The organism is Eikenella corrodens, from assembly GCF_003990355.1.
Taxonomy (GTDB): Bacteria; Pseudomonadota; Gammaproteobacteria; order Burkholderiales; family Neisseriaceae; genus Eikenella; species Eikenella corrodens_B.
In genome coordinates this window covers 1884227-1908605 of record NZ_CP034670.1, presented here as the reverse complement: position 1 = coordinate 1908605, position 24379 = coordinate 1884227, and the positions used below count along the sequence as shown (strand labels likewise).

Sequence of the window (24379 nt, the reverse complement as noted above, 5' to 3'; positions counted from 1 at the left end):
GCGGGGCGGCAGCGGAGCAGTATTGTTATGAAGAAGGCTACCTGAAAGTTTCAGGTAGCCTTCTTTTCAGGCAGCCTTTTCAGGATTACAACGCAGCGTGGATTTCCTGTCGGATTTTATCGAGGAAACGGCCTTGCGGCACCAGTTCGGCGGCTTGGGCGTAGTCTGCCTGCCGAAAGGCGGTGCTGAGTTTGGCCAGCAGCCGAGCCTCTTCGGCAGCCACTTGGCTATCCAGCGCAGCAAGCCGTTCGGTGGAATTTGCAGCGCGGGCTGCGGCCAGCTCTTCGCGCCATTCCATTTGCTGCATCAGAAACTCGGGGTCGAAGGCGGTGCGCTCTTCGGAATCGGCCTGAATACCTTGTACCTGCAGCAGCAAAACGGCGCGCTCCAGCGGCCGGCTGAGGCGGCGGTAGGCTTCGTTTACGGCGGCGGCCATCATCACGGCCTGTTTCTGCTCGAAGGCGGAAGCGGTGGCGGTTTTGTCGGGATGGAAGCGGGCGGCCAGTTGGCGGTAGGTTTGCTCCAGCGCGGCGGGATCGAGGTCGAATTGCGCGGGCAAGTTGAAAAGTTGGAATTCGCGCGGCATGTGTGTGCTTTCAGGTAGCCTGTTCTAAAGATGGAATATTGTATAGGCAAACGCCAAGATGAGGCTACCTGAAAATGGCGGCAGTCGGTTTTGCTGAGGTATGCTGCATCTGCTTTCAGGTAGCCTGCAAGCGCCGTCGGCTGGCGGAAGGGCGGCGGCTTGCTATACAATACGCGCCCTTACCATTTGAAAGAAATGCGATTATGCCCTACCAACAAGCCAGTATTCCGATTGGTGCCGACCGTGCCGAGCAGTTTTCCGATGCGTTAATGACGGCCGGCGCATTGTCGGCTGCGATTGAAGATGCCTACGCCGGCACAGACGAAGAACAGGCTATTTTTGGCGAGCCGGGCGAAGAAAGCGGCCAAATTTGGCAGCGCAGCTTGGTGATCGCCTTGTTTAACGACCAATGCAACGTAGCCGCTGCCGTGGCGGCTGCAGCCAAGGAATGCCGGTTGGAAGTGCCGCCCTACCGCATCGAGCAGCTGCCGGAGCAGGATTGGGTACGCCTCACGCAATCGCAGTTTGATCCCATCCGCATTTCCGGCCGGCTGTGGATAGTGCCCACCTGGCACGATATTGCCGACCAATCGGCCGTCAACCTGCGGCTCGATCCCGGCTTGGCTTTCGGCACGGGCAGCCACCCCACCACCCGCTTGTGCCTGCAATGGCTCGATGAAAATATCCAAGCTGCCGACCGCGTGCTCGACTACGGCTGCGGCTCCGGCATTTTGGCCATTGCCGCGCTCAAACTTGGCGCTGCCGATGCCGACGGCGTGGATATCGACGAGCAGGCCATCATTGCCAGCCGCAGCAATGCCGAGCAAAACGAAGCCGCCGCCCGTTTTTTCCTGCCCGACAACTTGCCGGAAGCGGGATACGATGTGGTGGTGGCCAATATTCTGGCTAATCCGCTGCGCCTGTTGGGCGGCATGCTGGCCTCGCGTACCAAGGCGGGCGGGCGGATTGTGCTTTCCGGCATTCTGGAAGAGCAGGCCGAAGAGCTAAACGGCATCTATAGCGAATGGTTCGATATGCAGCCGCCGGTTGCCGAAGGCGGCTGGGTGCGTTTGGTGGGCGTACGCAAAGCCGGATAACCCGCCGGCCGTGCCATAGAGCCGTTTCGAATAGGGGCAAAACCGGACAAGCCAATGCCGCGTATCCTTCTTTTTTGAAACGGCTAAATTCACGGCAAATGGTTTGGCGGGAGGGTTCCGCCGACACGGACTTTCTGTAAAATATACAAAAAACCGACAGTTAGCCGCTAAAAGGCTACCTGAAAATGGTAAAAGTGCATTAATTTTCTTAAAATAGCGGTCGAAACATCAGTATTTGGATTGCCGACACATGAAAACCGTCAAACTCAGTTGCCCCCGCTGCCAAGCGGAAAATCATTATGCCGTAGCCGATTTGCAGGCAGCCAACGGGCGGGTGCAGTGCAGCCAGTGCCGACATGCCTTTACCGTAGCGCGCAAGCCGAAAGCCCAGAGTGCCCCGGCCGCCCAGGCTGAAATTCTGCAGGAAGACGTGATTCACGCCAAAATGCCCCTGCGCGAAAAACTCGCCCGCCTCAAACAACAATCTGCCGCCTTGGCCGCACAGCAGGCCGGGCAGGATGCCGACGAGCCTCTGCATACCCAGAAAAAACCGCTGGCCGCCGAGCTGGACGAAATCGACAGCCGCCTGCGCCGCCAGCGCATGGCCTTGGATAACGACACCGGCCAAGCCATGCCCTTCAAACTGGCCGAAGCCGAGCGTACTGCCAACAGCGCCGATGCCATCGAAGCCCTGTTGCAACGCTCCGCTTCCACCCCGCCGCCGCCCACCGTGCTGCCCAGCATCGACACCCTGCTCAAAAGCGCACAATCTGCCGCCGCCGGCCATGGGCAAACCCAAAACATCCACATCCAGGCCGAGAGCTTGGTATTCAACTTGATGTCCGGCCGCGATCCCGGCGGCATCCAGCTGCCTGCCGCAGCCAAACTGCCCGCTGTTATCGACCAGCCCGCCGATAATCTGCTCGCTGCGCCTTCCAGCCCCCCGAATACTCCCGCATCTGCCGCCGCCGTACACAGCGAATTCAACTGGACGCTGGCTTCTCTGGCCGCGCTCACGGTATTAATTATGCAGCTGTTTTACTATTTGCTGATTATGAAGCATTAAATTACGGCGTCGAAAGTGAAAAGGCTACCTGAAAACCGGTTTGGAGAGGTTTCAGGTAGCCTTTTATGATTTTGGAAGCAAGGGCTATTTCCTGTTTAACCGGCGTGGTTTGTAGGCCTACGTCGGCTGGGATAAGTTGGATGGCGTGCGCTGCCGGCCGTTGAATAACTACCGCTAAGTGCAATTGTGTAGGGTGCTGCATGCTGATTGGCAGGCAGTGCGGGCATTCGAGCGACGGATGGCGACATTTTTGCAAGCGGCAGGATAGCCCGGCCGCTTGATTAGCGAAATAAAGGCTACCTGAAATTTTCAGGTAGCCTTGCTTATGCAGGGGAGGCTCTCACAGTTTGCCGCCGGATTGGTTGGCCATATACACCACGGCGGCTTCCACGTCGGCATCGCTCAGGTTGGCATCGCCGCCGCGGGCGGGCATGGTTTTGAAGCCTTGGATGGCATGCTGCACCAAGGTGGCGCGGCCTTGTTTGAGGCGCGGTGCCCATTGGTCGTTATGGGTGATCTTGGGCGAGTTGGGGAAGGCGGAGTTGGCGGCGTGGCAGGCGATGCAGAGTTTGTTGAACACGGCTTCGCCATTGGCTGAGGCAGATTTGCCTGCGGGAGCGGAAGCGGCTGCACCGGAAGCGGCGGCATCGCCTTTTTGCACGGCGGGGGCGGTGAAGTTGCCGCCGGATTGGTTGGCCATATAGGCCACGGCGCGGGCAACTTCGTCGTCGGTGAGGGTGCTGTCGCCGCCGCGCGCGGGCATTTGGCCTGCGCCATTGAAGCCGTTTACAGCGTGGGAAACGAGGGTGTCGAAGCCTTTGGCGATGCGGGCGCTCCATTCGTCGTTGTGGGTGACTTTGGGGGCGAAGGCGACGTTTTTGTCGGCGCCGTGGCATTGGATGCAGACTTTGTCGAACACTTGCTTGCCTTCGCGTTCGCCTACGGGCGTACCGTCGCCCATGGTGAGGCGGCCGATGGGCTGGATGCGGGTTTCCACGGCGCTGGGCTGCATATCGGAAACGTTGCTGTAGTAGCCGGTGGTGGCAAGCTTAATCAGGAGGAAGAGGGTGATCAGCAAAACGAACAGGCCGCCGATGAAGGTAGTGGCGGCTGAGCCTTTGATGTTGTTGGCAGTGATGTTCATGGTATGGGCTTTATGGTTTGTGGTCGCTATGGGCGCATGCGGTGCGCATGCTTGTTGGTTGGTGTGAAACCTTCGCCTAATCAAGTTATTGAATGCTTTTTAGGATTGGCGCCCAAGCCGGCTTATACGGATTGGGTTTCGGTTTGTAAGATTGTGCGAAATTATACTGAATTCGCTTATGGCTTCCAATCGTAAAATCCTATTCTGTGCCGCTTTGCCGCCGGAAGGAGACAAAATTTTTTGCCTTTGCGCCGGTTTTGGGTTAATCTTACGCGCTTCTCGCACCCATAGCTCAGTTGGATAGAGTGTCAGTTTCCGAAGCTGAAGGTCACAGGTTCGATCCCTGTTGGGTGCGCCAGTTTCATGGGAAGGCAGCCGGAGGGCTGCTTTTTTGTTGCCCGGCCGTTCCAAACCGGCATGATACGACGTTGGTTTGCCTTGCCGTTTCTGTATTGCCTGCGGTTTGCCGATTGGTATCGAATGCCAATTTGGCTTGTTATACGGCGGAGGGACGGCTATAAATTTCAGGTAGCCTTTCCAGTGGGGCTACCTGAAAACGTTAGAAGCGAAATGATGAGGCTTTTTTCACGGCGGGGCCGCCGAGGGCGGGGGCTACGGTGTCGAACATCACGCTTTGTTCGTAGCCGGCTTCGCCGTTGCATTGCACGAGCAGGGCGTGCATCACGGGTTCTTGGCCGACGATCACGGCCATGCGGCCGCCGGCAGGCAGTTTGCTGCGCAGGGTTTCGGGCATGACGGGGCAGGAGCCGCCCACGTAGATGGCGCTTACGGTGGCGATGGGCGGGTTTACCAGGCCGTCGCCGATGCGGTAGTCGATATTGGTGATGCCAAGGCGGTCGAGCACGGCTTTGGCTTTTTGCTGCTGGGCTTCGTCGGTGTCGATGGTGATGACGCGGCCGGCGAGTTTGGCCAGCACGGCGGTGGCGTAGCCGGAGCCGGTGCCGATTTCGAGCACGGTGTCATTTTTGGTGAGCTTCAGGCCTTGAATCAGGCGGGCAACCACTTTGGGTTCGAGCATGGCGCTGCCGTTGGGCAGGGGCAGGGAGAGATCGGCGTAGGCGTAGGCTTGCTGTTCGGGGGCAACGAATTGTTCGCGCGGCACTTCGGCCAAGGCGTCGAGAACATCGAAATCCAATACGCTCCAAGGGCGGATTTGCTGTTCGACCATGTTGAATCGGGCTTGTTCGAAAAAGTTCATTATTCTGCTCCGCAATGGGGGTGGTATGTGTTTGAAGGCTGGATTATAAGCTAATTCGGCGTTTGTGGGCGGCAAATGTGCGGGAGAAAGAAAAGGCTGCCTAAAATTTCAGGTAGCCCTTTTATAGGGCTATTTACTTCTTGTGAAATACAAGTTGTCAAATAATAGGCAACATCGCAATTAAATAGTATAGTGAATTAACAAAAAACAGTACAGCGTTGTCTCGCCTTGCCGTAACGTGTGCGCTGTCTGCGGCTCGCCGCCTTGTCCTGATTTTTGTTAATCCAATATATTTAATCTAGATAAAATAACAAACCCTTATGCATAGTTATTTAATATTGCCTCTATACCTTCCTTTCCAAATTCTTCATACAAGGGAGAAGATCTATCATTTAATGATTTTTGTAGCTGATAGATTGTTACAAACCAATCTTTATCTAAAGAATCAAATAGCGATTTCGCTTTTTTATTATGGGTATTAAATGCAAATACACCCCAGTCAACAGGGTAATACTGTGCTGCACACCAACTAAGATCATGCGGTGTTATTACAACTCCTGTGAAATTAATCTCTTTCTCGTATATTATTTTACCTATATCTGTTAAATTATTATTCACTACATCCACATTGATCACAGGGATATCACTGACTGAAGTAAAAATATCTAATTCTAAATAATTATTTAAAATTAGAATATTGCTAAACTCATTTGCAAATTCTTTATCGCTAAATAATGGATAATCAAAAAATAAAAATTTATTATACTTTAACTCTTTATTAAAGAAAAAGAAATCTGGAAATCTAAATTCATTTTTAGTCATAATTTCACTAAATTTATTCATAAATATATCTCCTATTTAATTAGGCAAAATCGTATTTTTATACCGACTTTATCCTCATTAATTAAAATTTCTGCCAATGGAAAACCTGTTTTTACATCACGCATTCCTCTGTATGTACTTCTTGGATAAAAATTGTATCTAACACCACCTTTTTCAAAATAGTAAACATTTGACTGACTAGTTGCATGCCGTGAAAAACCATTTCTTTCTAGATTAATCATAGCTTCTTCTTGTGATATATTGGCAAAAATCTGAGTAGACGAATTTCTAGTAGCCCATTTTTCAAATTGAGAACTATTTGCTCGCATGTTATTAGCAGCCCTTCCACAGCATCTTCTCTATGCCTTTTCTTGATATTATTTGATCTATTATGATGATTACCATTATTCGGATCGGGTGGCATAGGCGCGCCTGCAGCAGCTACAACCTGCTGGGGTTGTGTAGCAGTAGCAAATGCCGCATTGAGGTTGAACAGCAGCATCAATTTATCAACTGACGGGAATTGTTCACTCCCTACCTGTTTAGTCAGAGTTGAAAAAGGGCTACCTGAAATTTCAGGTAGCCTTGATTTTTACTGTTGCAGCTGGTTTAGCCTTGGCGCTGTGCATCCACGGCGGCCAATGCCACCATGTTTACCAAGCGGCGCACGGAGGCGAGCTGGTTGACGATGTGCACGGGTTTTTTCATGCCCAGCAGAATCGGCCCCACGGTTACGCCGTCGGGGCTGGCGACGCGCAGCAGGTTGCAGCTGATGTTGGCGGCTTCCACGTTGGGCATCACCAGGAGGTTGGCGGCGCCTTTCAGGGTGGAGTCGGGCAGGCTTTGCTGGCGCAGGCTTTCCACCAAGGCGGCATCGCCCTGCATTTCGCCGTCGATTTCCAACTGCGGGGCGGCTTGGCGGATGAGCTCAAGTGCACGGCGCATTTTTCCGGCGCTTTCAGAGGGCACGGAGCCAAAGTTGGAATGCGAGAGCAGCGCAACCTTGGGCGTGATGCCGAAGCGTTGGATTTCTTCGGCGCACATCAGCGTGCTTTGGGCAATCTGCTCGGCGGTCGGATTGGCGTTGACATAGGTGTCGGCAATGAACAGGTTGTGGCCGCCGAAAATCAGCGCGTTCATGGCGCAGGCGGTGTGTTCGGGGTTGTTGTAGCCGACAACGTTGGAGACGATGCCGAGGTGGTGCTGGAAATGGCCGACTGTGCCGCACACCATGGCATCGGCATGGCCGAGCTGCAGCATGAGCGCGCCGATGAGGGTGGTGTTGGCAAGTACGCGGCGTTTGGCCAAATCGGGGGTGATGCCGTTGCGCTGCTGCAGGCGGTAGTATTCCTGCCAGTATTCTTGGTAGCGCGGGTCGTTTTCGTTGTTCACGATTTCAAAATCGCTGCCGGGGCGGATGGTGAGCCCCATTTGTTGGATGCGCTCTGCGATTACGGCGGGGCGGCCGATGAGGATCGGTGCGGCCAGTTTGGCAGACACAATCTGCTGGGTGGCGTGCAGCACGCGCTCGTCTTCGCCTTCGGCCAACACCACGCGTTTGAGCGATTGGCGAGCCTGGGCGAAGATGGGTTTCATGAACAGGCCGGACTTATAAACAAACTCGTTCAGTTTTTCTTCGTAAGCGGCGAAATCGGCAATCGGGCGGGTGGCCACGCCGGAATCCATGGCGGCTTTGGCCACGGCGGGTGCCACGCGGGCGATCAGGCGCGGATCGAAGGGTTTGGGAATCAGGTATTCGGGGCCGAATTTCAGCTCGGCGCCGGTGTAGGCGGTGGCGACTTTATCATTTTGCTCGGCCATGGCCAAATCGGCAATGGCGCGCACGGCGGCCAGCTTCATTTCTTCGTTGATGGTGGTGGCGCCCACGTCGAGCGCGCCGCGGAAGATGAAGGGGAAGCAGAGAACGTTGTTTACCTGGTTGGGGAAGTCGGAACGGCCGGTGCCGATAATCACGTCGGGGCGGGCGGCTTTGGCTTCCGGCGGCCAGATTTCGGGCTGCGGGTTGGCCATGGCCAGCACGATGGGCGAGGCGGTCATTTGTTTGAGCATGTCGGTGCTCAACACGTTGGGGCCGGAGAGGCCGAGGAAGATGTCGGCGCCGGGCACGGCGTCGCCCAGTTTGCGCCAGCCTTTGTCTTCAATGGCGTAGCGCACTTTGCTTGCGTCCATGCGTTCGCGGTCTTCGCGGGTTTGGTAGATGACGCCTTTGGAGTCGCACACGGTGATGTTTTCGCGTTTCATGCCCAAGGCCACGAGTAAGTCGAGGCAGGCGATGGCTGCCGCGCCCGCGCCGGAGCACACTAAGCGCACTTGGCCGATGTCTTTGCCCACCAGGCGCAGGCCGTTGAGGACGGTGGCAGCGGTGATGATGGCCGTGCCGTGCTGGTCGTCGTGGAATACCGGGATTTTGCAGCGTTCGCGCAGTTTTTTCTCAATGTAGAAGCATTCGGGCGCTTTGATGTCTTCCAGGTTGATGCCGCCGAAAGTGGGCTCGAGCGAGGCGATGATGTCCACCAGTTTTTCGGGGTCGGTTTCATTGATTTCGATATCGAACACGTCGATGCCGGCGAATTTTTTAAACAATACGCCTTTGCCTTCCATCACCGGTTTGCTGGCTTCTGCGCCGATATTACCCAAGCCGAGCACGGCCGTGCCGTTGGAAACCACGGCCACCAAGTTGCCGCGTGCGGTGTATTTGTAGGAATCTTGCGGATTGGCTTGGATTTCCAGGCAGGGGGCGGCCACGCCGGGGGAATAGGCCAGCGACAGATCATGTTGGGTGGCCAGCGCTTTGGTGGGGGCTACCTGAATTTTGCCGGGCTGCGGATATTGGTGGAAATCGAGGGCGGCTTGCTTCAGCATATCGTCCATGGGATAGGTCCTTTTGTGGGGTGGAAGGGGAAACGGGCTTGAGGCTACCTGAAAAATCCAATGCCTGCCCAGCCTGGGGCTACTGCTTGGCTTTCGGCGGATTGGGTACCGCCGGCTGGGGCATCGACACCAGGCTCAGGCTGTTGCCGCGTTTGGGATACCAAATGCCTTGCACGCGCCATTTGCCGGCGCTGTCTTCCAGGCGTACATACCAATGGTCGGCAGGGCGCAGGGCTTGGAAATCTGCGGCATATTCTACCCGATTCGCCGCCGCTGCGGCACTACCCTGCCGCTGCATCGCTACGGTTTGGTCGTATTCGCTGCGGGCAGGATGCAGCCACAGCAGTTTGAGCGGCACGTCGGGCTCGATATTGCCGCTGAGCAGGATTTTGGCGCGGTTGTTGTCGGGGCTGACGAGCAATTCGGCACGGATTTGCCGACGTTCGGCTTCTTGGTCGCGCTCCATTTGCAGGGCGATGTTTTTACCTTCGCGGTAGTAATCGTCGGTAACCAGCGAGGGGTTGTTTCGGGTGGCGGCCAAGTAATAAGTGTAGAAACCGGCCGCCACCACAATGGCCGGCCCGGCCATCAGCAGCCACGGCCAGGGGTGTTTGTACCAGGGCTTGGCCGGGGCGCTGTTGCCACGGGGCGGGATGGGCGTGCTCATGTGCTTATTCTCCGGTGAAGGTGCTTTTGGTGGTGATGGTATCGGCTTCGTCCGGCTTTTCGGCATCAGCGTAGCGGAAGGTGAAAACAATGGGGTTGCTGCCCCGTTCGGCGTAGTCGGGCAGTACGGCTACCTGAACGGGGATGGAAACGCTGTCGTTGCCGCCCACGCGCAGGCCGCCTTCGGGCAGGCCGGTGATTTTGATGTCTTCCAGGCCGGAAACCGAGGCGGTGAGGATTTTTGCGTGCTCGCCGGTATTGCTGATGCGCAGGTTGTAGGCGTTTTCCAGCCAGCCGTCTTGGTTTTGGCGCACCATCACGCCCCGGTCTTTGATGATGTCGATGTGTACGTCTTGGCGCAGCAGGAGGCCCACCGCCAGACCCACGGCCACCACGGCCAAAACCGCGCCGTAGCCCAACACGCGCGGGCGCAGCATACGGCGCGGGATTTTGCTTTCCGGATAGTCTTTTTCCAGCGCACCTTCGGTGGTGTAGCGGATGAGGCCGCGCGGATAGCCCATTTTGTCCATGATGTCGTCGCAGGCATCAATGCAGGCAGCGCAGCCGATGCATTCGTATTGCAGGCCGTCGCGGATGTCGATGCCCACCGGGCACACCTGCACGCACATGGTGCAGTTGATGCAGTCGCCCAAATCGGTGTCTTCGCGCTGCACGTTTTTCTTGCGTGCCCCGCGCGGCTCGCCGCGTGCCGGGTCGTAGGAAATAATCAGCGTGTCGCGGTCGAACATGGCGCTTTGGAAGCGGGCGTAGGGGCACATGTATTTGCACACCTGCTCGCGCAGGATGTGGGCAAACAGCCAGGTGGCGCCGCCGTAGAGCGCGGCGGCAATCAGCGCTGCGCCGGAAACGGCCGCCCAGTTGAGCGTGAAGATGTGCGTTACCAGCGCGCGGATGGGGCTGAACCAGCCGGCGAAGGTGATGCCCGTCCAAGCGCACACCAGGAAAATCAGCAGGTATTTGGTGGCCTTGATGCGGATTTTGGTGAAGTTCCACGGCGATTTGTCGAGCTTGAGCCGCTTGTTGCGGTCGCCTTCCACCAAGTGGTCGATCCACAGCATGATTTCGGTATAGACCGTTTGCGGGCAGGCATAGCCGCACCACAAGCGCCCGGCGATGGTGGTCCACCAAAACAGGCCAAAGGCCGAAAGCAGCAGCAGGCCGGTGAGGTAGATTAAATCGTTGGGCACGAGCGTGAAGGCAAAGATGTGGAAGCGGCGGCCGGGAATATCGAACCACACTGCCTGACGGCCGTTTAGATTGAACCACGGGGTAACATAAAACACGAACTGCGTGGCCAGAATCGCCCACAGGCGCAGATTGGCAAAACGGCCTTTGGCCAGCTTGGGATGAATGCGTTTCGCGCCCTGATACAGGGAAATCACCTGCTCTTTCGGGGGTTGCGCCATGGGTGTGTTCCTTTGATTGGGTCTGTGGATTATTGTTGTTTATTAGTGGCTTGGCCGCCTTTTTGGCACAAGGGGCCGGTTGGGTGCGGCAGCCGATAACGCGCGGGATTATACGCCGCTGCCGAAATGCTTGTCAGCCCGTTAGTCGGCTGTTGTTCGGGTATAATAGAGAAAGGCAATGGCTGTTGAGGCTACCTGAAAGCCGTGGGGTTGGGTTTTGGCTTGGTTGGACGATGCTTTCAGGTAGCCTTTATGGCTAAATATAGTGAATTAACAAAAATCAGGACAAGGCGGCGAGCCAACGCCGTACTGGTTTTGTTAATTCACTATACTTCACTTCCCATCACTCTGGCTCGCCTTGCCGTAACGTGCGTGTTGCCTGCGGCTCGCCGCCCGGCATGGAGAAAAATCATTTCGACTGTATCTGGCATCGGCGGTGCAGGATGGAGGCTACCTGAAAATGTCGCCGCAACGATATTCCTGCGGGCTTGGTATTTCAGGTAGCCTTTTTGCGGCATTTGGCGGGGCGAGGGCAGGGCGACAGTGCGGCAAGAGAGAACAGTGCCGTATCGATTTCCGCTAGTCCGTCATATAATCCCTGCCTTTTGCAGAAAGGCTCGATCATGCCCTCTTTTGGCAACGACTATCTTTCCGGCTGCCATCCGGCCATTCTTGAGCGCCTGATTCACAGCAATCTTGAGCAAACCCCGGGCTACGGCCTTGATCCCTACTGCGAGTCTGCCCGCGCCAAAATCCGCTCCGCCATTGGCAGCCAGGCAGCCGATGTGCATTTCTTGGTGGGCGGCACGCAAACCAATGCCGCTGTAATCGCCCATATTCTGCGGCCGCACCAAGGCGTTATCGCTGCCGAATCCGGCCACATCGCCACCCACGAAACCGGCGCCATCGAAGCCTCAGGCCACAAAGTGCTTGCTTTGCCTGCTGCCGACGGCAAGCTCAACGCGCAGCAAGTGCAGGGCTTCATCGAACAATACTACGCCACCAGCCCGATTAAAGAGCACATCGTCCAGCCCGGCATGGTATACGTTTCGCAGCCTACCGAGCTTGGCACGGCATACAGCCAAGCCGAACTTGCCACGCTCTCGCAAGTGTGCCGCCGCCACGGCCTGCCGCTGTTTGTGGATGGCGCACGCCTCGGCTACGCCCTGCACCCCGAAGTGAGCGACCTCACCCTGCCCTCCCTCGCCGAATTGGCTGATGTGTTTTATATCGGCGGCACCAAATGCGGCGCCCTGTTTGGCGAAGCCGTCGTCATCACTAACCCCGCGCTACAACCCCATTTCCGCGCCACCATCAAACAACACGGCGGCCTGCTCGCCAAAGGCCGCCTGCTCGGCATCCAGTTCGACACCCTGTTTACCGGCAACCTATACCAAACCATCTGCCACAGCGCCATCGCCTACGCCAGCCGTATCCGCCAAGCCTTTGAAGGGCGAGGCATCGCCTTCTACGGCGCATCCGCCACCAACCAGCAATTTCCCATCCTGCCGGAAGCGCAAGCAGCCTACTTCATCCGCGAATTCGGTTTTGCGGCCTACTGGCCGGCAGAAAACGGCCGACAAATCGTGCGCTACTGCACCAGCTGGGCCACCACCGAATCCGATGTGGCAACCCTGCTGCACGCCATCCAACATCTGTGATGCCACTGCCGAACACAACAAAGGCTACCTGAAAATCTATTTGCGTTTCAGGTAGCCTTTGCTTAATCGGGGAATGCAGCTTTGTATAGTGAATTAAATTTAAACCAGTACAGCGTTGGCTCGCCTTGCCGTACTATTTCTGTCTACGGCTCGTTGCCTTGTCCTGATTTAAATTTAATTCACTATATCAGTTATACGGGTTGTGCACGCTGCGCACCAAATCTTGCAGGAATTCGCGCACTTGTTTTTCACTGCAGCCCATCAGTAGAGCGTCTTCGAAGGTATCTTGCGCGAGCTGGTAGAGCTCTTGCATATTTTCCTGCATCACTTTCACTTTTTCGGTGCACGATACGATGTTGCCGTCATCGCTGTACCATTTGGGCATGGGGGGCATATTCATGATACAGGCCTTTAACGGGTGAAGCGAGAGGAGCGGTCTACCCGGCGGGCGGTGATGTAGCGGCTTTTCCAATAGTTACCGTTCATACTGGTGATTTCGATGTCGCGGCCGGTGCGCGGGGCGTGGATGAAGCGGTCGTTGCCGATATACATGCCGACGTGGGAAACGCGGCCGCCCGAGCCGAAAAATACCATGTCACCGGGCTTGAGGTTGGCACGGTCTACCTGCTGGCCTACTGTAGCCATTTCGGCGGAAGTGCGCGGCAGGGTGATGCCCATGCTGCGTTTGAAGATATATTGCATGAAGCCGCTGCAATCGAGGCCTTGGGTGGGGGAATTGCCACCGAAGCGGTAGGAGAGGCCGATGAGGCTCATGGCGTTCATGATGAGGTCGCCGGCTTCGTCTTGGCTGCCGGAAGAACGGCGGCCAGATGAGGAAGAGTTGCTGTGGCCGTCGTGTTCGGTCCGTTCGCGGATCAGGCGCTCGAGGGCGTCGTTATCCAATCCTTCCGGAGCGGCGTGTGCGGCGGGGGCGAGGCCGAAAGCCAGGGCGGCCAGGGCGCAGAGGGTTGCTTGTTTTATCCACTTCATCAATCTGAAACTTTCTTGTTTTGCCCATGTTATAGCATAGTGCGGCAAGGGGCGGCAATGTGTTTGGCCGAACGGTGCGCAATCGGGCGGTTTGTGCGCACCGGCAGGCGCGTATGTTATGCTGTGCGCCTGTTTGTGCGGACTTTATCCGCAAAGGGGATGCCGTATGGTTAGAACTGCCATGCCCGCTTTGGGCGACATCAATCGTTTGCGTCAAATCGCGGCCACGCTGGCGCGGCACGGTTTGGGCGGCTTCCTCAGCCGGATTAAGCTGAACCGGGCTTCTTGGCTCGGCGGCTCGACCGCGCAGGAAGATGCCGGTGGTTCGAGTACGGCGCACCGTTTCCGGCTGGCGTTTGAGGAGCTGGGGCCGACCTTTGTCAAGCTCGGCCAGATTTTGGCCACCCGGGTTGATATTTTCAACGCCGAATGGATTGAGGAATTCGAGCATCTGCAAAGCAGCGCGAATCCTTTGCCTTTCGAGGCGATTCTCTCCCTGCTCACCGATCAGCTAGGCTGCCCGCCGGATCAGGTGTTCCGGCACATCGACAGCGAGCCTTTGGGCAGCGCCTCCATCGCGCAGGTGCACCGCGCGGTGTTGCTCGACGGCAGCGAGGTAGCGGTAAAGGTGCGCCGGCCGGATATCGAACCGCTCATCCGGGCGGATTTGCGTATTCTAACCCATCTGGCGCAGCTCACCGAATCGGAAATGCCGGAAACCCGCCGCTATCAGCCGGTGCAGATGGTGCAGTATTTTGCCAAAAGCCTAGCCAGGGAAACCGATTTGCTGGCCGAAATGCGCCATTTGCAGCGGTTTGCCGCGCTGTATGCCAACCATCCGGCGGTGCATATTCCCAAGACTTATCCCGAATACAGCAACCGGCAGGTGCTGGTGCAGGAATACATCGCCGCCGATTTGCTCAAAGATACCAACATCGAATTGCTTAACGCTGAAGAGCGGCATATTTTGGCCTGCCGCATCACCGACGTGATGCTCGACATGATACTGGGGCAGGGCCTGTTTCATGCCGACCCGCATCCGGGCAACATCTTTATTTATCCCGATTTGCGCATCGGCCTGATCGATTTCGGCATGACGGGCTACCTGAATCCGGTGCGCCGGCAGGAAATCAACGCGCTGGTTGAAGCCCTTATCCACCGCGACCCGTTTGCCGTGCAATATATTCTGAGCAACTGGGCGCAAGGCGAAGTTCCCGATGAAGACCTGCTCGGCGCCGACGTGATGGAAATGCTGCTCGACTACGAGCACACCGCCGTGCGCGATTTGCGCGTGAGCCAGATAATTAACGATTTAACCCGCATCATGCGCGAACACGAGCTGGCCTTGCCGGGCGACTTGGTGATGCTGTTCAAAGCCCTGCTCACCCTCGAAGGCGTGGTGAAAAGGCTGGACGGCAGCTTCCAACTGCTGGAACACGCCAAACCGATTGTGCAGAAGGTGATCCGCCAACGCCTTTCGCCGCAGCAGCTTTGGCGCCGAAGCCGCACGCAAAGCCGTATGCTGGGGCAGATGCTGGGTGATCTGCCCAAAAACCTGCTGCGCCTCAACCGCAATCTGCAAAGCGGCCGGTTAAACGTAAACCTGGATTTGAAACGCCTCGATACCCTGAACCGGCACTTGGAATACAGCGCCAACCGGCTGACCATGGGCATGGTAACGGCGGCTCTGATTATCGGCTCGTCCATCCTGCTCAGCAGCAATATCGGCCCGAAGCTGTTCGGCCTCTCGTTTCTGGGCTTTCTCGGCTATCTCTTGGCCTTTGCCAACAGCTTGTGGATTATCTGGTCTATCTGGCGTTCGGGCAAACATTAAAACAAAACTTTTCAAGCGCGTAAAAAAGTGTATGGTAAAGAATGGCGGCAGTTGGGAGAAAATGGGTAACAGGCAATCCATTAATATCATATAGCTAAAGCATTTCATTCACGGTGGCGTAGGCTCGCTTTGCCAAGCGGATTTATTGTTTGCAGCTTGCCGCTTGGTAGGGAAAATAATTGCTTTGGCTATGGCTGCAATCAGAAGGCTACCTGAAAAATCATTTTCAGGTAGCCTTCTGCTGTTTCGGCATTAAAAACGGCATTCCGTTTCAACACAGCACATGCACCACATGCGTGGCCAAGCCGCCGGTGGAGGTTTCGCGGTATTTCGGGTTCATATCTTTGCCGGTTTCATACATGGTTTTGATTACTTCATCCAGCGACACTATGGGATCGGTGGTGCGTTGCAGCGCCATGCGCGAGGCGTTGATGGCTTTGATGGAGGAAATGGCGTTGCGCTCGATGCACGGCACCTGCACTTGGCCGCCCACCGGGTCGCAAGTGAGGCCGAGATGGTGCTCCATGGCGATTTCGGCGGCAATACATACTTGTTCGACAGTGCCGCCCTGAATCTCGGTCAGCCCGGCAGCGGCCATGGAGCAGGCCACGCCCACTTCGCCCTGGCAGCCCACTTCCGCGCCGGAAATGGAGGCATTCATTTTATACAGGCTGCCGATGGCGCTGGCCGTGATTAAATAACGCAGGATGTGTTCTTCATCGGCGTAGAAAATGAAGTGGTCGTAGTAGGCCAATACAGTGGGCACGATGCCGCAGGCGCCGTTGGTGGGCGCGGTAACCACCCTCCCGCCGGCGGCGTTTTCTTCGTTGACGGCAAAGGCCACCATATTTACCCAGTCCACCGCTGCCATTGGGTCTTTATCGTTCAGCCCGTTTTTCTTAAACTGCTTGCGCGAGAGTGGTGCGCGCCGTGGTATTCGCATGGGGCCGGGCAGCACGCCTTCGGTGTGCAGGCCGCGCTGGATGCAATCGCTCATGGTCTGCCACACGGCACGCACATAGTCGCGCACTTCCTGCTCCGGCCGCAGGGCGCATTCGTTGCGGAACATCAATTCAGAGAGGGTGAGATTATGCTCGTTGCACTGGCGGATGAGGTCGTCTGCGTTGGCATAAGGATAGGGCACATTGACGGGGGCAGATTGCTTGCCGCTGTCGGCAAATTGTTTTTCAGTCACCACAAAACCGCCGCCGATGGAGTAAAACACTTCCTGCACCACCAACTCATCGCCGACATAGGCTTCTAAGCGCATACCATTTTCATGCAGCGGCAGGAATGAAGAATGGAACACGAAATCGTGTTCGTAGTCGAACGGGGTTTGGTGGCCGCCAATGTCGGTGAGGGTTTTGCTGTTCAATACTTGCGCAATAAATTTGGGGAAGGCGGTGGTGTCCACCGTATCCGGCTCGTAGCCCGCCAGGCCGCCGATGATGGCGTGGTCTGTGCCATGGCCTTTGCCGGTGAAGGAGAGCGAGCCGTACACATGGGCGCTGAAGCGGGTAATCTTATCCAGCAACCCCTGTTCGATAAGCTGTTTGCGGAACAGCACACCGGCACGCATCGGCCCTACGGTATGCGAACTGGACGGGCCGATACCGATTTTGAACATGTCGAAAATACTGATCATTTTTTCCACCCCTTTCACTCATAGTGGGTCAACCGGAATCGGAGCAGGGCGGTCGGCTGTAAATGGTACATACGTATGGCAAAGCGGGCCAGCGCTCTATCGATTTAAAGTTAATCCACCATAGTTATTTAACTTTTCGCATTCATCAATATCTTACCAAATTCGCCATCGGCAGCATAGGGCATGCTGCCGTGTGCCGGGCGATATGAATGCGGTTTCCCCTATGAATAATGCTGGACAAGTTGCCGCTACCTAGGCAAAATGCGCACATTGCCTGTTTGATGCAGCAAGGATGTTGTGGGAAAGCATGAGAAGTTTGGGCAATATTTTCGTGATGCATATTGCATAATTGTACAAAAACAGTGCAGTATGGTTAGCTTTTTATTTTCAATCAACTACATTATTTAGAGGTTAATATGCCACAAATGTTGATTCAAGTGTCCGGTATGAAGCATAAAACGGACGGGGACCGCTTGGTTTTGAAGGGTGAAGCTGTTGCGGGTGTGAGAATGGTGAATGCCAATCATGAGGACGGCCGCGTAGTGATTACACACGGCGACGGCTTCGATATTGAAGCATTTAAAGCTGTCCTCTCGGCAGAAGGTTTTACCGTGGCATAACCGTATCGGTCAAACAAGCACAAACGGCTTCCGCAAAGGAAGCCGTTTTGCTTTTTCAGGTAGCCTTTTGCAGTGAGGCTACCTGAAAAGCGATAGCTCAAGCGATGATGTTTTTTGATTGCATGGGCTTGCCGTCTCGCAGGAAAAACTGCTGCAGCAATCTCTGCACGCGCTAATCAAACAAATCCTGCTGCCCGGTACGCTGCGGCAGCACCTGCGCCTTGGCCGTGCCGGTTTCAAAATGCAGCTGCAACACCTGCCCGCTGTGCAGCCTGCCAGCATCGCGCACCACTTTGCCCGTGCGGTCGGTAATCACACTATAGCCGCGCGACAGCGTGTGTTGCGGCGAGAGGGCGTCCAAAATGCCCGCCTGCTTTTGGCACTGCGCCTGCTTTTGCGCCAAGAGCGCAGCCATGTGGCGGTTGAGTTGTGTCGCCTGCGTGTGCAGCTGTCGCGCAACGGTTTGCACTTGCGGCCTGCTGCGGCGGCACAGCTCGGCCAAGTAGGCCAGTTGCTCCTGTTTGCGGTGCAGGTGGTGCAGCATATGGTCGGCAAGCATTTGGCGGCTACGCAATAGGCCAGCCTGCTGTTCCTGCCATTTCTGGCGCGGGTGGCGCAACTGCGCGGCATGCCAATCGAGCCGTTGCGCCGCGTCTGTGCAGCGCCGTTGCAGCGTGTGGCGCATATGGCTGTGCAGGCGGCACATTTTGTCCAGCTGCTCCGCACGGTTCGGGCTGGCCAGCTCGGCGGCGGCAGTGGGCGTGGGTGCGCGCACGTCGGCGGCAAAATCCGTGAGCGTGAAATCCGTTTCGTGCCCCACCCCGCTTACCATCGGAATCGGGCAGGCCGCCACCGCGCGTACCACTGCCTCTTCGTTAAACGCCCACAAATCCTCAATGCTGCCCCCGCCACGGCACACAATCAACACATCTGCCTGTGCGTGTTCTGCCGCCGCCGCAATGGCTGAGGCTACCTGAAACTCGCTGCCTGCGCCCTGCACCGCCGTGGGATACACAATCACGCGCACATCCGGCGCCCGCCGCCGCAGCGTGGTGACCACATCGCGCAACGCTGCCGCGGCCAGGCTGGTGACCACGCCGATACACTGCGGCGCGGCAGGCAACGGCCGTTTGCGTGCCGCATCGAATAAGCCTTCCGCCTGCAGGCGCTGCTTCAGCCGCTCATATGCCTCAAACAGCTGCCCCAAGCCCTTGCGCCGCACTTCCTGCACATTAATCTGAAATTCCCCGCGCGCCTCATACAGCGTGATTTTGCCCAACACCTCCACTTCCTCGCCCTCGCGCAACAGCGCGGCCAGCGAACGGGCGGCATGCTTAAACAAAGTGCAGCGCACCTGGGCGCGTTGGTCTTTTAAAACAAAATAATAGTGTCCGCTCGCCGCCTTCACCAAATTCGATACTTCGCCGCCCACCCACAGCCCGGCGAGCTGGTCTTCCAGCAGATTTTTAGCCAAATGGTTGAGTTCGGAAACAGAAAGCGCGGCGGGGGCGAATAGGTCGGACATGGCAATACGGCAGAAAAATAAACAAAGGCGGCATTATACAAGGGGAAGGCTACCTGAAAAATCGGGCGGTAGATTTTCAGGTAGCCTTCATACCGCCCTAAAGGCTACCTGAAAACGGATGCAGCGCGTTGCGTTCCAACCGCCTGCACGTTTTTCAGGTAGCCTTTCCCTACGCGGCAATATGTTAAAATACGCCGTTTTCAATTCGGATTTTCCGCCATGTCCAATATTCCAGACCAAGTGCGCCGCCGCCGCACGTTTGCCATCATCTCCCACCCTGACGCGGGTAAAACCACGCTGACCGAAAAACTGCTGCTGTTTTCAGGTGCGATTCAGAGCGCAGGTACGGTAAAAGGCAAGAAAACCGGCAAATTCGCCACTTCCGACTGGATGGAAATCGAGAAGCAGCGCGGCATTTCCGTCGCTTCGTCAGTGATGCAGTTCGACTACAAAGACCACACCGTCAACCTCTTGGACACGCCGGGACACCAAGACTTCTCCGAAGACACCTACCGCGTTTTAACCGCCGTGGACAGCGCGTTGATGGTCATCGACGCGGCAAAAGGCGTGGAAGCGCAAACCATCAAACTCTTGAACGTCTGCCGCCTGCGCAATACGCCGATTGTCACGTTCATGAACAAATACGACCGCGAAGTGCGCGATTCCTTGGAATTGCTGGACGAAGTGGAAAATATTTTAAAAATCCGCTGCGCGCCCGTTACTTGGCCGATCGGCATGGGCAAAAACTTTAAGGGCGTGTACCACATCCTGAACGACGAAATCTATCTCTTCGACGCGGGCGGCGAACGCCTGCCGCACGAGTTCGACATCATCAAAGGCATCAATAATCCCGAATTGGAACAACGCTTTCCGCTGGAAATCCAGCAGCTGCGCGACGAAATCGAATTGGTGCAGGCTGCTTCCAACGAGTTCAATCTCGACGAATTTCTTTCAGGTAGCCTCACGCCCGTGTTCTTCGGCTCCGCGATTAACAACTTCGGTATTCAGGAAATCCTCAATTCATTGATTAACTGGGCGCCCGCTCCGAAACCGCGCGATGCGACCGTGCGCATGGTCGAGCCGGATGAGCCGAAATTTTCCGGATTTATCTTCAAAATCCAAGCCAATATGGACCCGAAACACCGCGACCGCATCGCCTTCTTGCGCGTCTGCTCCGGCAAATTCGAGCGCGGCATGAAAATAAAACACCTGCGCATCAACCGCGAAATCGCCGCCTCCAGCGTGGTTACCTTCATGTCGCACGACCGCGAGCTGGTGGAAGAAGCCTACGCGGGCGACATCATCGGTATCCCGAACCACGGCAATATCCAAATCGGCGACAGCTTCTCCGAAGGAGAACAACTGGCGTTCACCGGCATCCCCTTCTTCGCCCCCGAACTGTTCCGCAGCGTCCGCATCAAAAACCCGTTGAAAATCAAGCAACTGCAAAAAGGTTTGCAACAGCTCGGCGAAGAAGGCGCGGTACAAGTCTTCAAACCGATGAGCGGCGCAGATTTGATTTTGGGCGCGGTCGGCGTGTTGCAGTTTGAAGTCGTTACCTCGCGGCTGGCCAACGAATACGGCGTAGAAGCCGTGTTCGACAACGCATCCATCTGGTCGGCACGCTGGGTATCGTGCGACGACAAGAAAAAGCTGGCGGAGTTTGAAAAAGCCAACGCGGGCAATCTGGCGATAGATGCAGGCGGCAACCTCGCCTACCTCGCCCCCAACCGCGTGAATTTGAACCTGACACAGGAACGCTGGCCGGACATCGTGTTCCATGAAACCAGGGAACACGCGGCGAAGCTGAGTTGATAAAGAGGCTACCTGAAATAAGATTTTCAGGTAGCCCTTATGCTGAAAAGGCTACCTGAAAAGTTAGGTGGTCATGTTTTATAGTGAATCAAATTTAAACCAGTACAGCGTTGCCTCGCCTTGCCGTACTATCTGTACTGTCTGCGGCTCGTCGCCTTGTCCTGATTTAAATTTGATTCACTATAATTTTGTTAAAGCTGCGCTTTCAGGTAGCCTGAAAGCGGATGGAGAAAGTGGAATGGCTTGGTTTGAGTTTGAAGAGGAAGAATGGGGGCAGTTGAACAAACTGGCGCTGGTAGTAGCGCTAGTGTTGGTGGCATTGCTGCTGCTCACCCGGCCCCTGGTATGGAAGGCGGATGCTTCGAAGCTGGCTATGGTGGTGTTTGTGTTGTTGGCGGTAGTTTGTGTGCGTTGGTTTTTCCGCTGGCCGGCGGGAGAAAAACAGAGTTTGAGCAGCGGCGGGCAGTTTAAAGGCAGAATGTCGAGCGTGATGTGGGGAGTGTTGCTGGCTGGTGTGCTGACACAGGTGGTGGTGAATGGTGTGGTGCTTGCTTCGCTGCTGCCGGTGGAACCAATGGTACGGCAAGCCAAGCTGTTGGATACACGGGGGAGCCGGAGCGGTTTTAATACATGGGTGGTGGAGTTGGAGGATGGCACGCGTTTTGATGTGGAATACGCCTTTTTGAGGAGTGTACCAAAGAGATTGGTGGGGCAGACGGTGCGGATAAAGATACAGGAGAACCGGCTGGGGTATTATGTGCGGCCGGAGTAGAAAAATAGATAGGAAAAGGCTACCTGAAAATTTTCAGGTAGCCTTTTTCAATACGATGGGTATAGCAGGAATAAGCCCGGCAAGCTGTTAATCCGGTGCAGCTGTCGGGTTTATTCTTGTTAAGTCAGGAAGAAGTATGCCCAAGCCGATACCACGATGATGGATAGGATATTCAGCAGGAAGCCAACCTGCATCATTTCTTTCTGCTTAATCAGCCCCGAGCCGAACACAATCGCATTGGGCGGCGTGGCCACAGGCAACATAAAGGCACAAGATGCACCGATGCCGATAATCAGCACCAACACTTCCTGATTCATGCCCATTTTGGCGGCAATGGTGGCGAATACCGGTACCAATAGCGCGGCGGATGCGGTGTTGCTGGTGAATTCGGTGAGGAAGATGATGAACGCGGCCACCACCAAGATAATCACCAAGGGGGAAGCATGGCCGAAAGAAGCCGCCACTTCATTGCCCAAGGCGGCAGAAGCACCGGATTTTTCCATCAATACGGAAAGGGTGATGCCGCCACCGAACAGCATCAGCGTACCCCAGTCGGTGTTGCGTGCCACTTCGCGCCAGCTCACCACACCGAACATCACCACGGCCACTGCCGCCACCATGGCGATAAAGCTGTCGATCGATTTGATACCGGTGGCTTTGCCCAAATCTCCGCCGAAAATCCAGCACAGGGCGGTAACCACAAAAATGATGACGGTAATCACGCGGTGCAAGGTCCACGGAATGTCTTCTTTTTGCTGCAAATCCACTTTTTCGGCAAAGTTCGGTTTCAATACTACAAACAGGGAAAACAGCATCAGCGGCAGCAACACCAGCATCATCGGCAGGCCGTGCTTCATCCAGCCGGCGAAGTCCAAATTGAGCGCTTTGGCGGCAATCGCGTTGGGCGGCGAGCCCACCAGCGTGCCCAAACCGCCGATGCTGGCGCAGTAGGCAATGCCCAGCAGCACGAATACATAGGTTTTGCGGTCTTTTTCCTTATCGACGTGCCCCATCAGCCCCATGGCCAACGGCAGCATCATCGCGGCGGTGGCGGTGTTGCTGATCCACATGGAAAGGCCGGTGGTAACGGCAAACACCATCATCACCGCCGCCAGCATATTGCCGCGCGAGAGCGAAATCACCAGCATGGCGATTTTTCTATCCAGCCGCTGCACGTGCATGGCTGCCGCCAGCGCGAAACCGCCGAAAAACACATAAATAATCGGATCGGAAAAGCCGGCAAAGGCTTCTTTGGTGCCCATATCCGGAATTTTGAAGAAAATCGCTAATAGTGGCACCGTAAGCGCGGTAACGGTGATGTGCACCGCTTCGGTAAACCATAAAATGGCCACAAATAGCAAAATAGTCAGCCCGGCATTGGGATAATGTTCATAGGGCAGAATTTGGTAGGCAATAGCAGATATCACGGCCGCAATAATGGCGATAATCAGCCCGCGAAAGCTGGTTACCGGTACTTGCGCACTTTGCAGCTCAAAGTTTTCTGGCAAATTGGTTTGGCTTGGGTTCTCTAGGAAGTTCATTAATCCTCTCCATCAAGGTGGTTAAGCTTTATCTTCACGTTTTTATTGTTTCAACCATGAGCGTGTGTGCACTCACCGCGGCAGAATAAGAGCTGGTAAGGGTTCTGTCAATTATTAATATGAATATCCCAAGCTATCTGTATATCGGCCGGCCGCTTAAAAGGCTACCTGAAATTTTAGCTTCGCAAAAACTTGCGTTGCCGGTTTTCAGGTAGTCTTTATATTGTGCAAGGGGTATCAGGCAGCCAAGTGCGGGGCGATGGTTTGCAGCATTTGCGCCAGCACTTTGGGTGGGGCGGCTACGATGTTGCCGCTTTCGAGCCAGCCTTCGTTGCCACGCATATCGGTTACGATGCCGCCTGCTTCTTGTACGATCAGTGCGCCGGCGGCGATGTCCCAGGGTTTGAGGTTGAATTCGAAGAAACCGTCGAAGCGGCCGCAGGCCACGGCGCACAGGTCGAGCGAGGCGGCGCCTTCGCGGCGGGCACCGGCGGTTTTGGTGAGGAAGTCGCGCAGGATGTTCAGGTAGCGTTCCATCATGCTTTGATCCACCACGGGGAAGCCGGTGCCGATTAGGCAGCGGTTGAGCTCGATGCGGCTGGATACGCGGATGCGGCGGTCGTTGAGCAGGGCGCCTTCGCCGCGTGAGGCGAGGTAGAGGTCGTTGCGCTCGGGGGCATACACGAGGGCTTCCTGCAATACGCCTTTATGCAGCAGCGCCATGCTGATGGCGTATTGGGGGTGGCCGTGCAGGTAGTTGGTGGTGCCGTCGAGCGGGTCGATAATCCATTCGTATTCGGCTTTTTCGGGGCCGCTGCTGCCGCCTTCTTCGGCGGTGATTTTGTGTTGGGGATAGGCTTCCTGCAGGATTTCGCGGATGATTTCTTCGGCAGTGCGGTCTATATCGGAAACGAAGTCGTTGAAGGCTTTGCTGTCGATTTTAACTGCGGGCAGGTTGTTGGCGGCACGCAGCATCATATCGCCGGCGCGGCGGGCGGCTTTGATGGCGGTGTTGAGGACGGGATTCATATTTCTCCGATTTAGGTAGTGGGGGCAG

At 55.9% G+C, this 24379-nt stretch carries 21 protein-coding genes and 1 tRNA gene; 8 read left to right on the top strand and 14 right to left on the bottom strand.

Annotation, left to right across the window (positions count from 1 at the left end; genetic code table 11):
• Nucleotides 1–85: 85 nt before the first annotated feature.
• Nucleotides 86–586 (bottom strand): Fe-S protein assembly co-chaperone HscB, encoded by a 501-nt coding sequence (gene hscB, locus ELB75_RS09615; protein WP_126983727.1) that lies wholly within the window; start codon nt 584–586, stop codon nt 86–88.
• A 203-nt stretch (nt 587–789) separates the two neighbouring features.
• Here hscB and prmA point away from each other — a divergent pair, with 203 nt between their 5' ends.
• Entirely contained in the window at nt 790–1683 is an 894-nt protein-coding gene (gene prmA, locus ELB75_RS09610) for a 50S ribosomal protein L11 methyltransferase (RefSeq protein WP_126983726.1), read from the top strand.
• A 250-nt stretch (nt 1684–1933) separates the two neighbouring features.
• Nucleotides 1934–2749: an MJ0042-type zinc finger domain-containing protein gene (locus tag ELB75_RS09605; RefSeq protein WP_126984279.1), complete on the top strand. Its 816-nt coding sequence runs from the start codon at nt 1934–1936 to the stop codon at nt 2747–2749.
• A gap of 340 nt (nt 2750–3089) precedes the next feature.
• Here ELB75_RS09605 and ELB75_RS09600 read toward each other — a convergent pair whose 3' ends face one another.
• A complete protein-coding gene (locus tag ELB75_RS09600) occupies nt 3090–3893 on the bottom strand; it encodes a c-type cytochrome (protein WP_126983725.1) in 804 nt (267 codons plus the stop codon).
• Nucleotides 3894–4174: 281 nt separating this feature from the next.
• On the opposite strand from ELB75_RS09600, the gene ELB75_RS09595 reads away from it, so the two are divergent.
• Nucleotides 4175–4251: transfer RNA gene (locus ELB75_RS09595), tRNA-Arg, on the top strand.
• A gap of 201 nt (nt 4252–4452) precedes the next feature.
• Here the strand turns inward: ELB75_RS09595 and ELB75_RS09590 are convergent.
• The 6 genes from ELB75_RS09590 to ccoG all read right to left on the bottom strand — a co-directional run bounded on the left by ELB75_RS09590 (nt 4453) and on the right by ccoG (nt 10919).
• Nucleotides 4453–5112 (bottom strand): protein-L-isoaspartate O-methyltransferase family protein, encoded by a 660-nt coding sequence (locus ELB75_RS09590; RefSeq protein WP_126983724.1) that lies wholly within the window; start codon nt 5110–5112, stop codon nt 4453–4455.
• Between the two features lie 318 nt (nt 5113–5430).
• The gene (locus tag ELB75_RS09585; protein ID WP_126983723.1) at nt 5431–5955 is read right to left on the bottom strand and encodes a hypothetical protein; all 525 of its coding nucleotides are present in this window, start codon (nt 5953–5955) and stop codon (nt 5431–5433) included.
• Between the two features lie 11 nt (nt 5956–5966).
• Nucleotides 5967–6263: a hypothetical protein gene (locus ELB75_RS09580; RefSeq protein ID WP_126983722.1), complete on the bottom strand. Its 297-nt coding sequence runs from the start codon at nt 6261–6263 to the stop codon at nt 5967–5969.
• Nucleotides 6264–6543: 280 nt separating this feature from the next.
• Entirely contained in the window at nt 6544–8826 is a 2283-nt protein-coding gene (locus tag ELB75_RS09575) for an NADP-dependent malic enzyme (RefSeq protein WP_126983721.1), read from the bottom strand.
• 79 nt (nt 8827–8905) lie between these two features.
• Nucleotides 8906–9493: a FixH family protein gene (locus ELB75_RS09570; RefSeq protein ID WP_126983720.1), complete on the bottom strand. Its 588-nt coding sequence runs from the start codon at nt 9491–9493 to the stop codon at nt 8906–8908.
• 4 nt (nt 9494–9497) lie between these two features.
• Nucleotides 9498–10919: a cytochrome c oxidase accessory protein CcoG gene (gene ccoG / locus ELB75_RS09565; protein WP_126983719.1), complete on the bottom strand. Its 1422-nt coding sequence runs from the start codon at nt 10917–10919 to the stop codon at nt 9498–9500.
• Between the two features lie 623 nt (nt 10920–11542).
• On the opposite strand from ccoG, the gene ELB75_RS09560 reads away from it, so the two are divergent.
• The gene (locus ELB75_RS09560) at nt 11543–12580 is read left to right on the top strand and encodes a threonine aldolase family protein (RefSeq protein ID WP_126983718.1); all 1038 of its coding nucleotides are present in this window, start codon (nt 11543–11545) and stop codon (nt 12578–12580) included.
• A gap of 187 nt (nt 12581–12767) precedes the next feature.
• Here the strand turns inward: ELB75_RS09560 and ELB75_RS09555 are convergent, their stop codons facing one another.
• Nucleotides 12768–12980: a hypothetical protein gene (locus tag ELB75_RS09555; RefSeq protein WP_126983717.1), complete on the bottom strand. Its 213-nt coding sequence runs from the start codon at nt 12978–12980 to the stop codon at nt 12768–12770.
• An 11-nt stretch (nt 12981–12991) separates the two neighbouring features.
• Entirely contained in the window at nt 12992–13570 is a 579-nt protein-coding gene (locus ELB75_RS09550; protein ID WP_126983716.1) for a C40 family peptidase, read from the bottom strand.
• 166 nt (nt 13571–13736) lie between these two features.
• Between ELB75_RS09550 and ELB75_RS09545 the strand changes: the two genes are divergently transcribed.
• On the top strand, nt 13737–15404 hold the full coding sequence (locus tag ELB75_RS09545) for an ABC1 kinase family protein (RefSeq protein WP_126983715.1): 1668 nt from the start codon (nt 13737–13739) through the stop codon (nt 15402–15404).
• Nucleotides 15405–15675: 271 nt separating this feature from the next.
• Here the strand turns inward: ELB75_RS09545 and ELB75_RS09540 are convergent, their stop codons facing one another.
• Nucleotides 15676–17049, bottom strand: coding sequence for an L-serine ammonia-lyase (locus ELB75_RS09540; RefSeq protein WP_126984278.1), 1374 nt, complete (start codon nt 17047–17049; stop codon nt 15676–15678).
• A gap of 416 nt (nt 17050–17465) precedes the next feature.
• Between ELB75_RS09540 and ELB75_RS09535 the strand changes: the two genes are divergently transcribed.
• A complete protein-coding gene (locus ELB75_RS09535; RefSeq protein ID WP_126983714.1) occupies nt 17466–17669 on the top strand; it encodes a hypothetical protein in 204 nt (67 codons plus the stop codon).
• Nucleotides 17670–17841: 172 nt separating this feature from the next.
• Here the strand turns inward: ELB75_RS09535 and xseA are convergent, their stop codons facing one another.
• Complete coding sequence (xseA, locus tag ELB75_RS09530; protein WP_126983713.1) at nt 17842–19194, bottom strand: exodeoxyribonuclease VII large subunit; 1353 nt, start codon at nt 19192–19194, stop codon at nt 17842–17844.
• 219 nt (nt 19195–19413) lie between these two features.
• On the opposite strand from xseA, the gene ELB75_RS09525 reads away from it, so the two are divergent.
• Complete coding sequence (locus ELB75_RS09525) at nt 19414–21009, top strand: peptide chain release factor 3 (RefSeq protein WP_126983712.1); 1596 nt, start codon at nt 19414–19416, stop codon at nt 21007–21009.
• Nucleotides 21010–21082: 73 nt separating this feature from the next.
• Nucleotides 21083–21781, top strand: coding sequence for a hypothetical protein (locus ELB75_RS12525; protein WP_164726867.1), 699 nt, complete (start codon nt 21083–21085; stop codon nt 21779–21781).
• Nucleotides 21782–21900: 119 nt separating this feature from the next.
• Here the strand turns inward: ELB75_RS12525 and ELB75_RS09515 are convergent, their stop codons facing one another.
• On the bottom strand, nt 21901–23322 hold the full coding sequence (locus ELB75_RS09515) for an SLC13 family permease (protein ID WP_126983710.1): 1422 nt from the start codon (nt 23320–23322) through the stop codon (nt 21901–21903).
• Between the two features lie 237 nt (nt 23323–23559).
• Nucleotides 23560–24351: an inositol monophosphatase family protein gene (locus ELB75_RS09510; protein WP_126983709.1), complete on the bottom strand. Its 792-nt coding sequence runs from the start codon at nt 24349–24351 to the stop codon at nt 23560–23562.
• Nucleotides 24352–24379: the final 28 nt, after the last annotated feature.

Bases quoted from the DNA above. Each gene is read 5' to 3' on its own strand.
- ELB75_RS09540 (WP_126984278.1), bottom strand. From the start codon at position 17,049: ATGATCAGTATTTTCGACATGTTCAAAATCGGTATCGGCCCGTCCAGT.
- prmA (WP_126983726.1), top strand. From the start codon at position 790: ATGCCCTACCAACAAGCCAGTATTCCGATTGGTGCCGACCGTGCCGAG.
- ELB75_RS09535 (WP_126983714.1), top strand. From the start codon at position 17,466: ATGCCACAAATGTTGATTCAAGTGTCCGGTATGAAGCATAAAACGGAC.
- ELB75_RS09510 (WP_126983709.1), bottom strand. From the start codon at position 24,351: ATGAATCCCGTCCTCAACACCGCCATCAAAGCCGCCCGCCGCGCCGGC.
- hscB (WP_126983727.1), bottom strand. From the start codon at position 586: ATGCCGCGCGAATTCCAACTTTTCAACTTGCCCGCGCAATTCGACCTC.
- ELB75_RS09585 (WP_126983723.1), bottom strand. From the start codon at position 5,955: ATGAATAAATTTAGTGAAATTATGACTAAAAATGAATTTAGATTTCCA.
- ELB75_RS09580 (WP_126983722.1), bottom strand. From the start codon at position 6,263: ATGCGAGCAAATAGTTCTCAATTTGAAAAATGGGCTACTAGAAATTCG.
- ELB75_RS09605 (WP_126984279.1), top strand. From the start codon at position 1,934: ATGAAAACCGTCAAACTCAGTTGCCCCCGCTGCCAAGCGGAAAATCAT.
- ELB75_RS09545 (WP_126983715.1), top strand. From the start codon at position 13,737: ATGGTTAGAACTGCCATGCCCGCTTTGGGCGACATCAATCGTTTGCGT.
- ELB75_RS09600 (WP_126983725.1), bottom strand. From the start codon at position 3,893: ATGAACATCACTGCCAACAACATCAAAGGCTCAGCCGCCACTACCTTC.
- ELB75_RS09525 (WP_126983712.1), top strand. From the start codon at position 19,414: ATGTCCAATATTCCAGACCAAGTGCGCCGCCGCCGCACGTTTGCCATC.
- ELB75_RS09550 (WP_126983716.1), bottom strand. From the start codon at position 13,570: ATGAAGTGGATAAAACAAGCAACCCTCTGCGCCCTGGCCGCCCTGGCT.
- ELB75_RS09560 (WP_126983718.1), top strand. From the start codon at position 11,543: ATGCCCTCTTTTGGCAACGACTATCTTTCCGGCTGCCATCCGGCCATT.
- ELB75_RS12525 (WP_164726867.1), top strand. From the start codon at position 21,083: ATGTTTTATAGTGAATCAAATTTAAACCAGTACAGCGTTGCCTCGCCT.
- ccoG (WP_126983719.1), bottom strand. From the start codon at position 10,919: ATGGCGCAACCCCCGAAAGAGCAGGTGATTTCCCTGTATCAGGGCGCG.
- ELB75_RS09590 (WP_126983724.1), bottom strand. From the start codon at position 5,112: ATGAACTTTTTCGAACAAGCCCGATTCAACATGGTCGAACAGCAAATC.
- ELB75_RS09555 (WP_126983717.1), bottom strand. From the start codon at position 12,980: ATGAATATGCCCCCCATGCCCAAATGGTACAGCGATGACGGCAACATC.
- ELB75_RS09515 (WP_126983710.1), bottom strand. From the start codon at position 23,322: ATGAACTTCCTAGAGAACCCAAGCCAAACCAATTTGCCAGAAAACTTT.
- ELB75_RS09575 (WP_126983721.1), bottom strand. From the start codon at position 8,826: ATGGACGATATGCTGAAGCAAGCCGCCCTCGATTTCCACCAATATCCG.
- ELB75_RS09570 (WP_126983720.1), bottom strand. From the start codon at position 9,493: ATGAGCACGCCCATCCCGCCCCGTGGCAACAGCGCCCCGGCCAAGCCC.
- xseA (WP_126983713.1), bottom strand. From the start codon at position 19,194: ATGTCCGACCTATTCGCCCCCGCCGCGCTTTCTGTTTCCGAACTCAAC.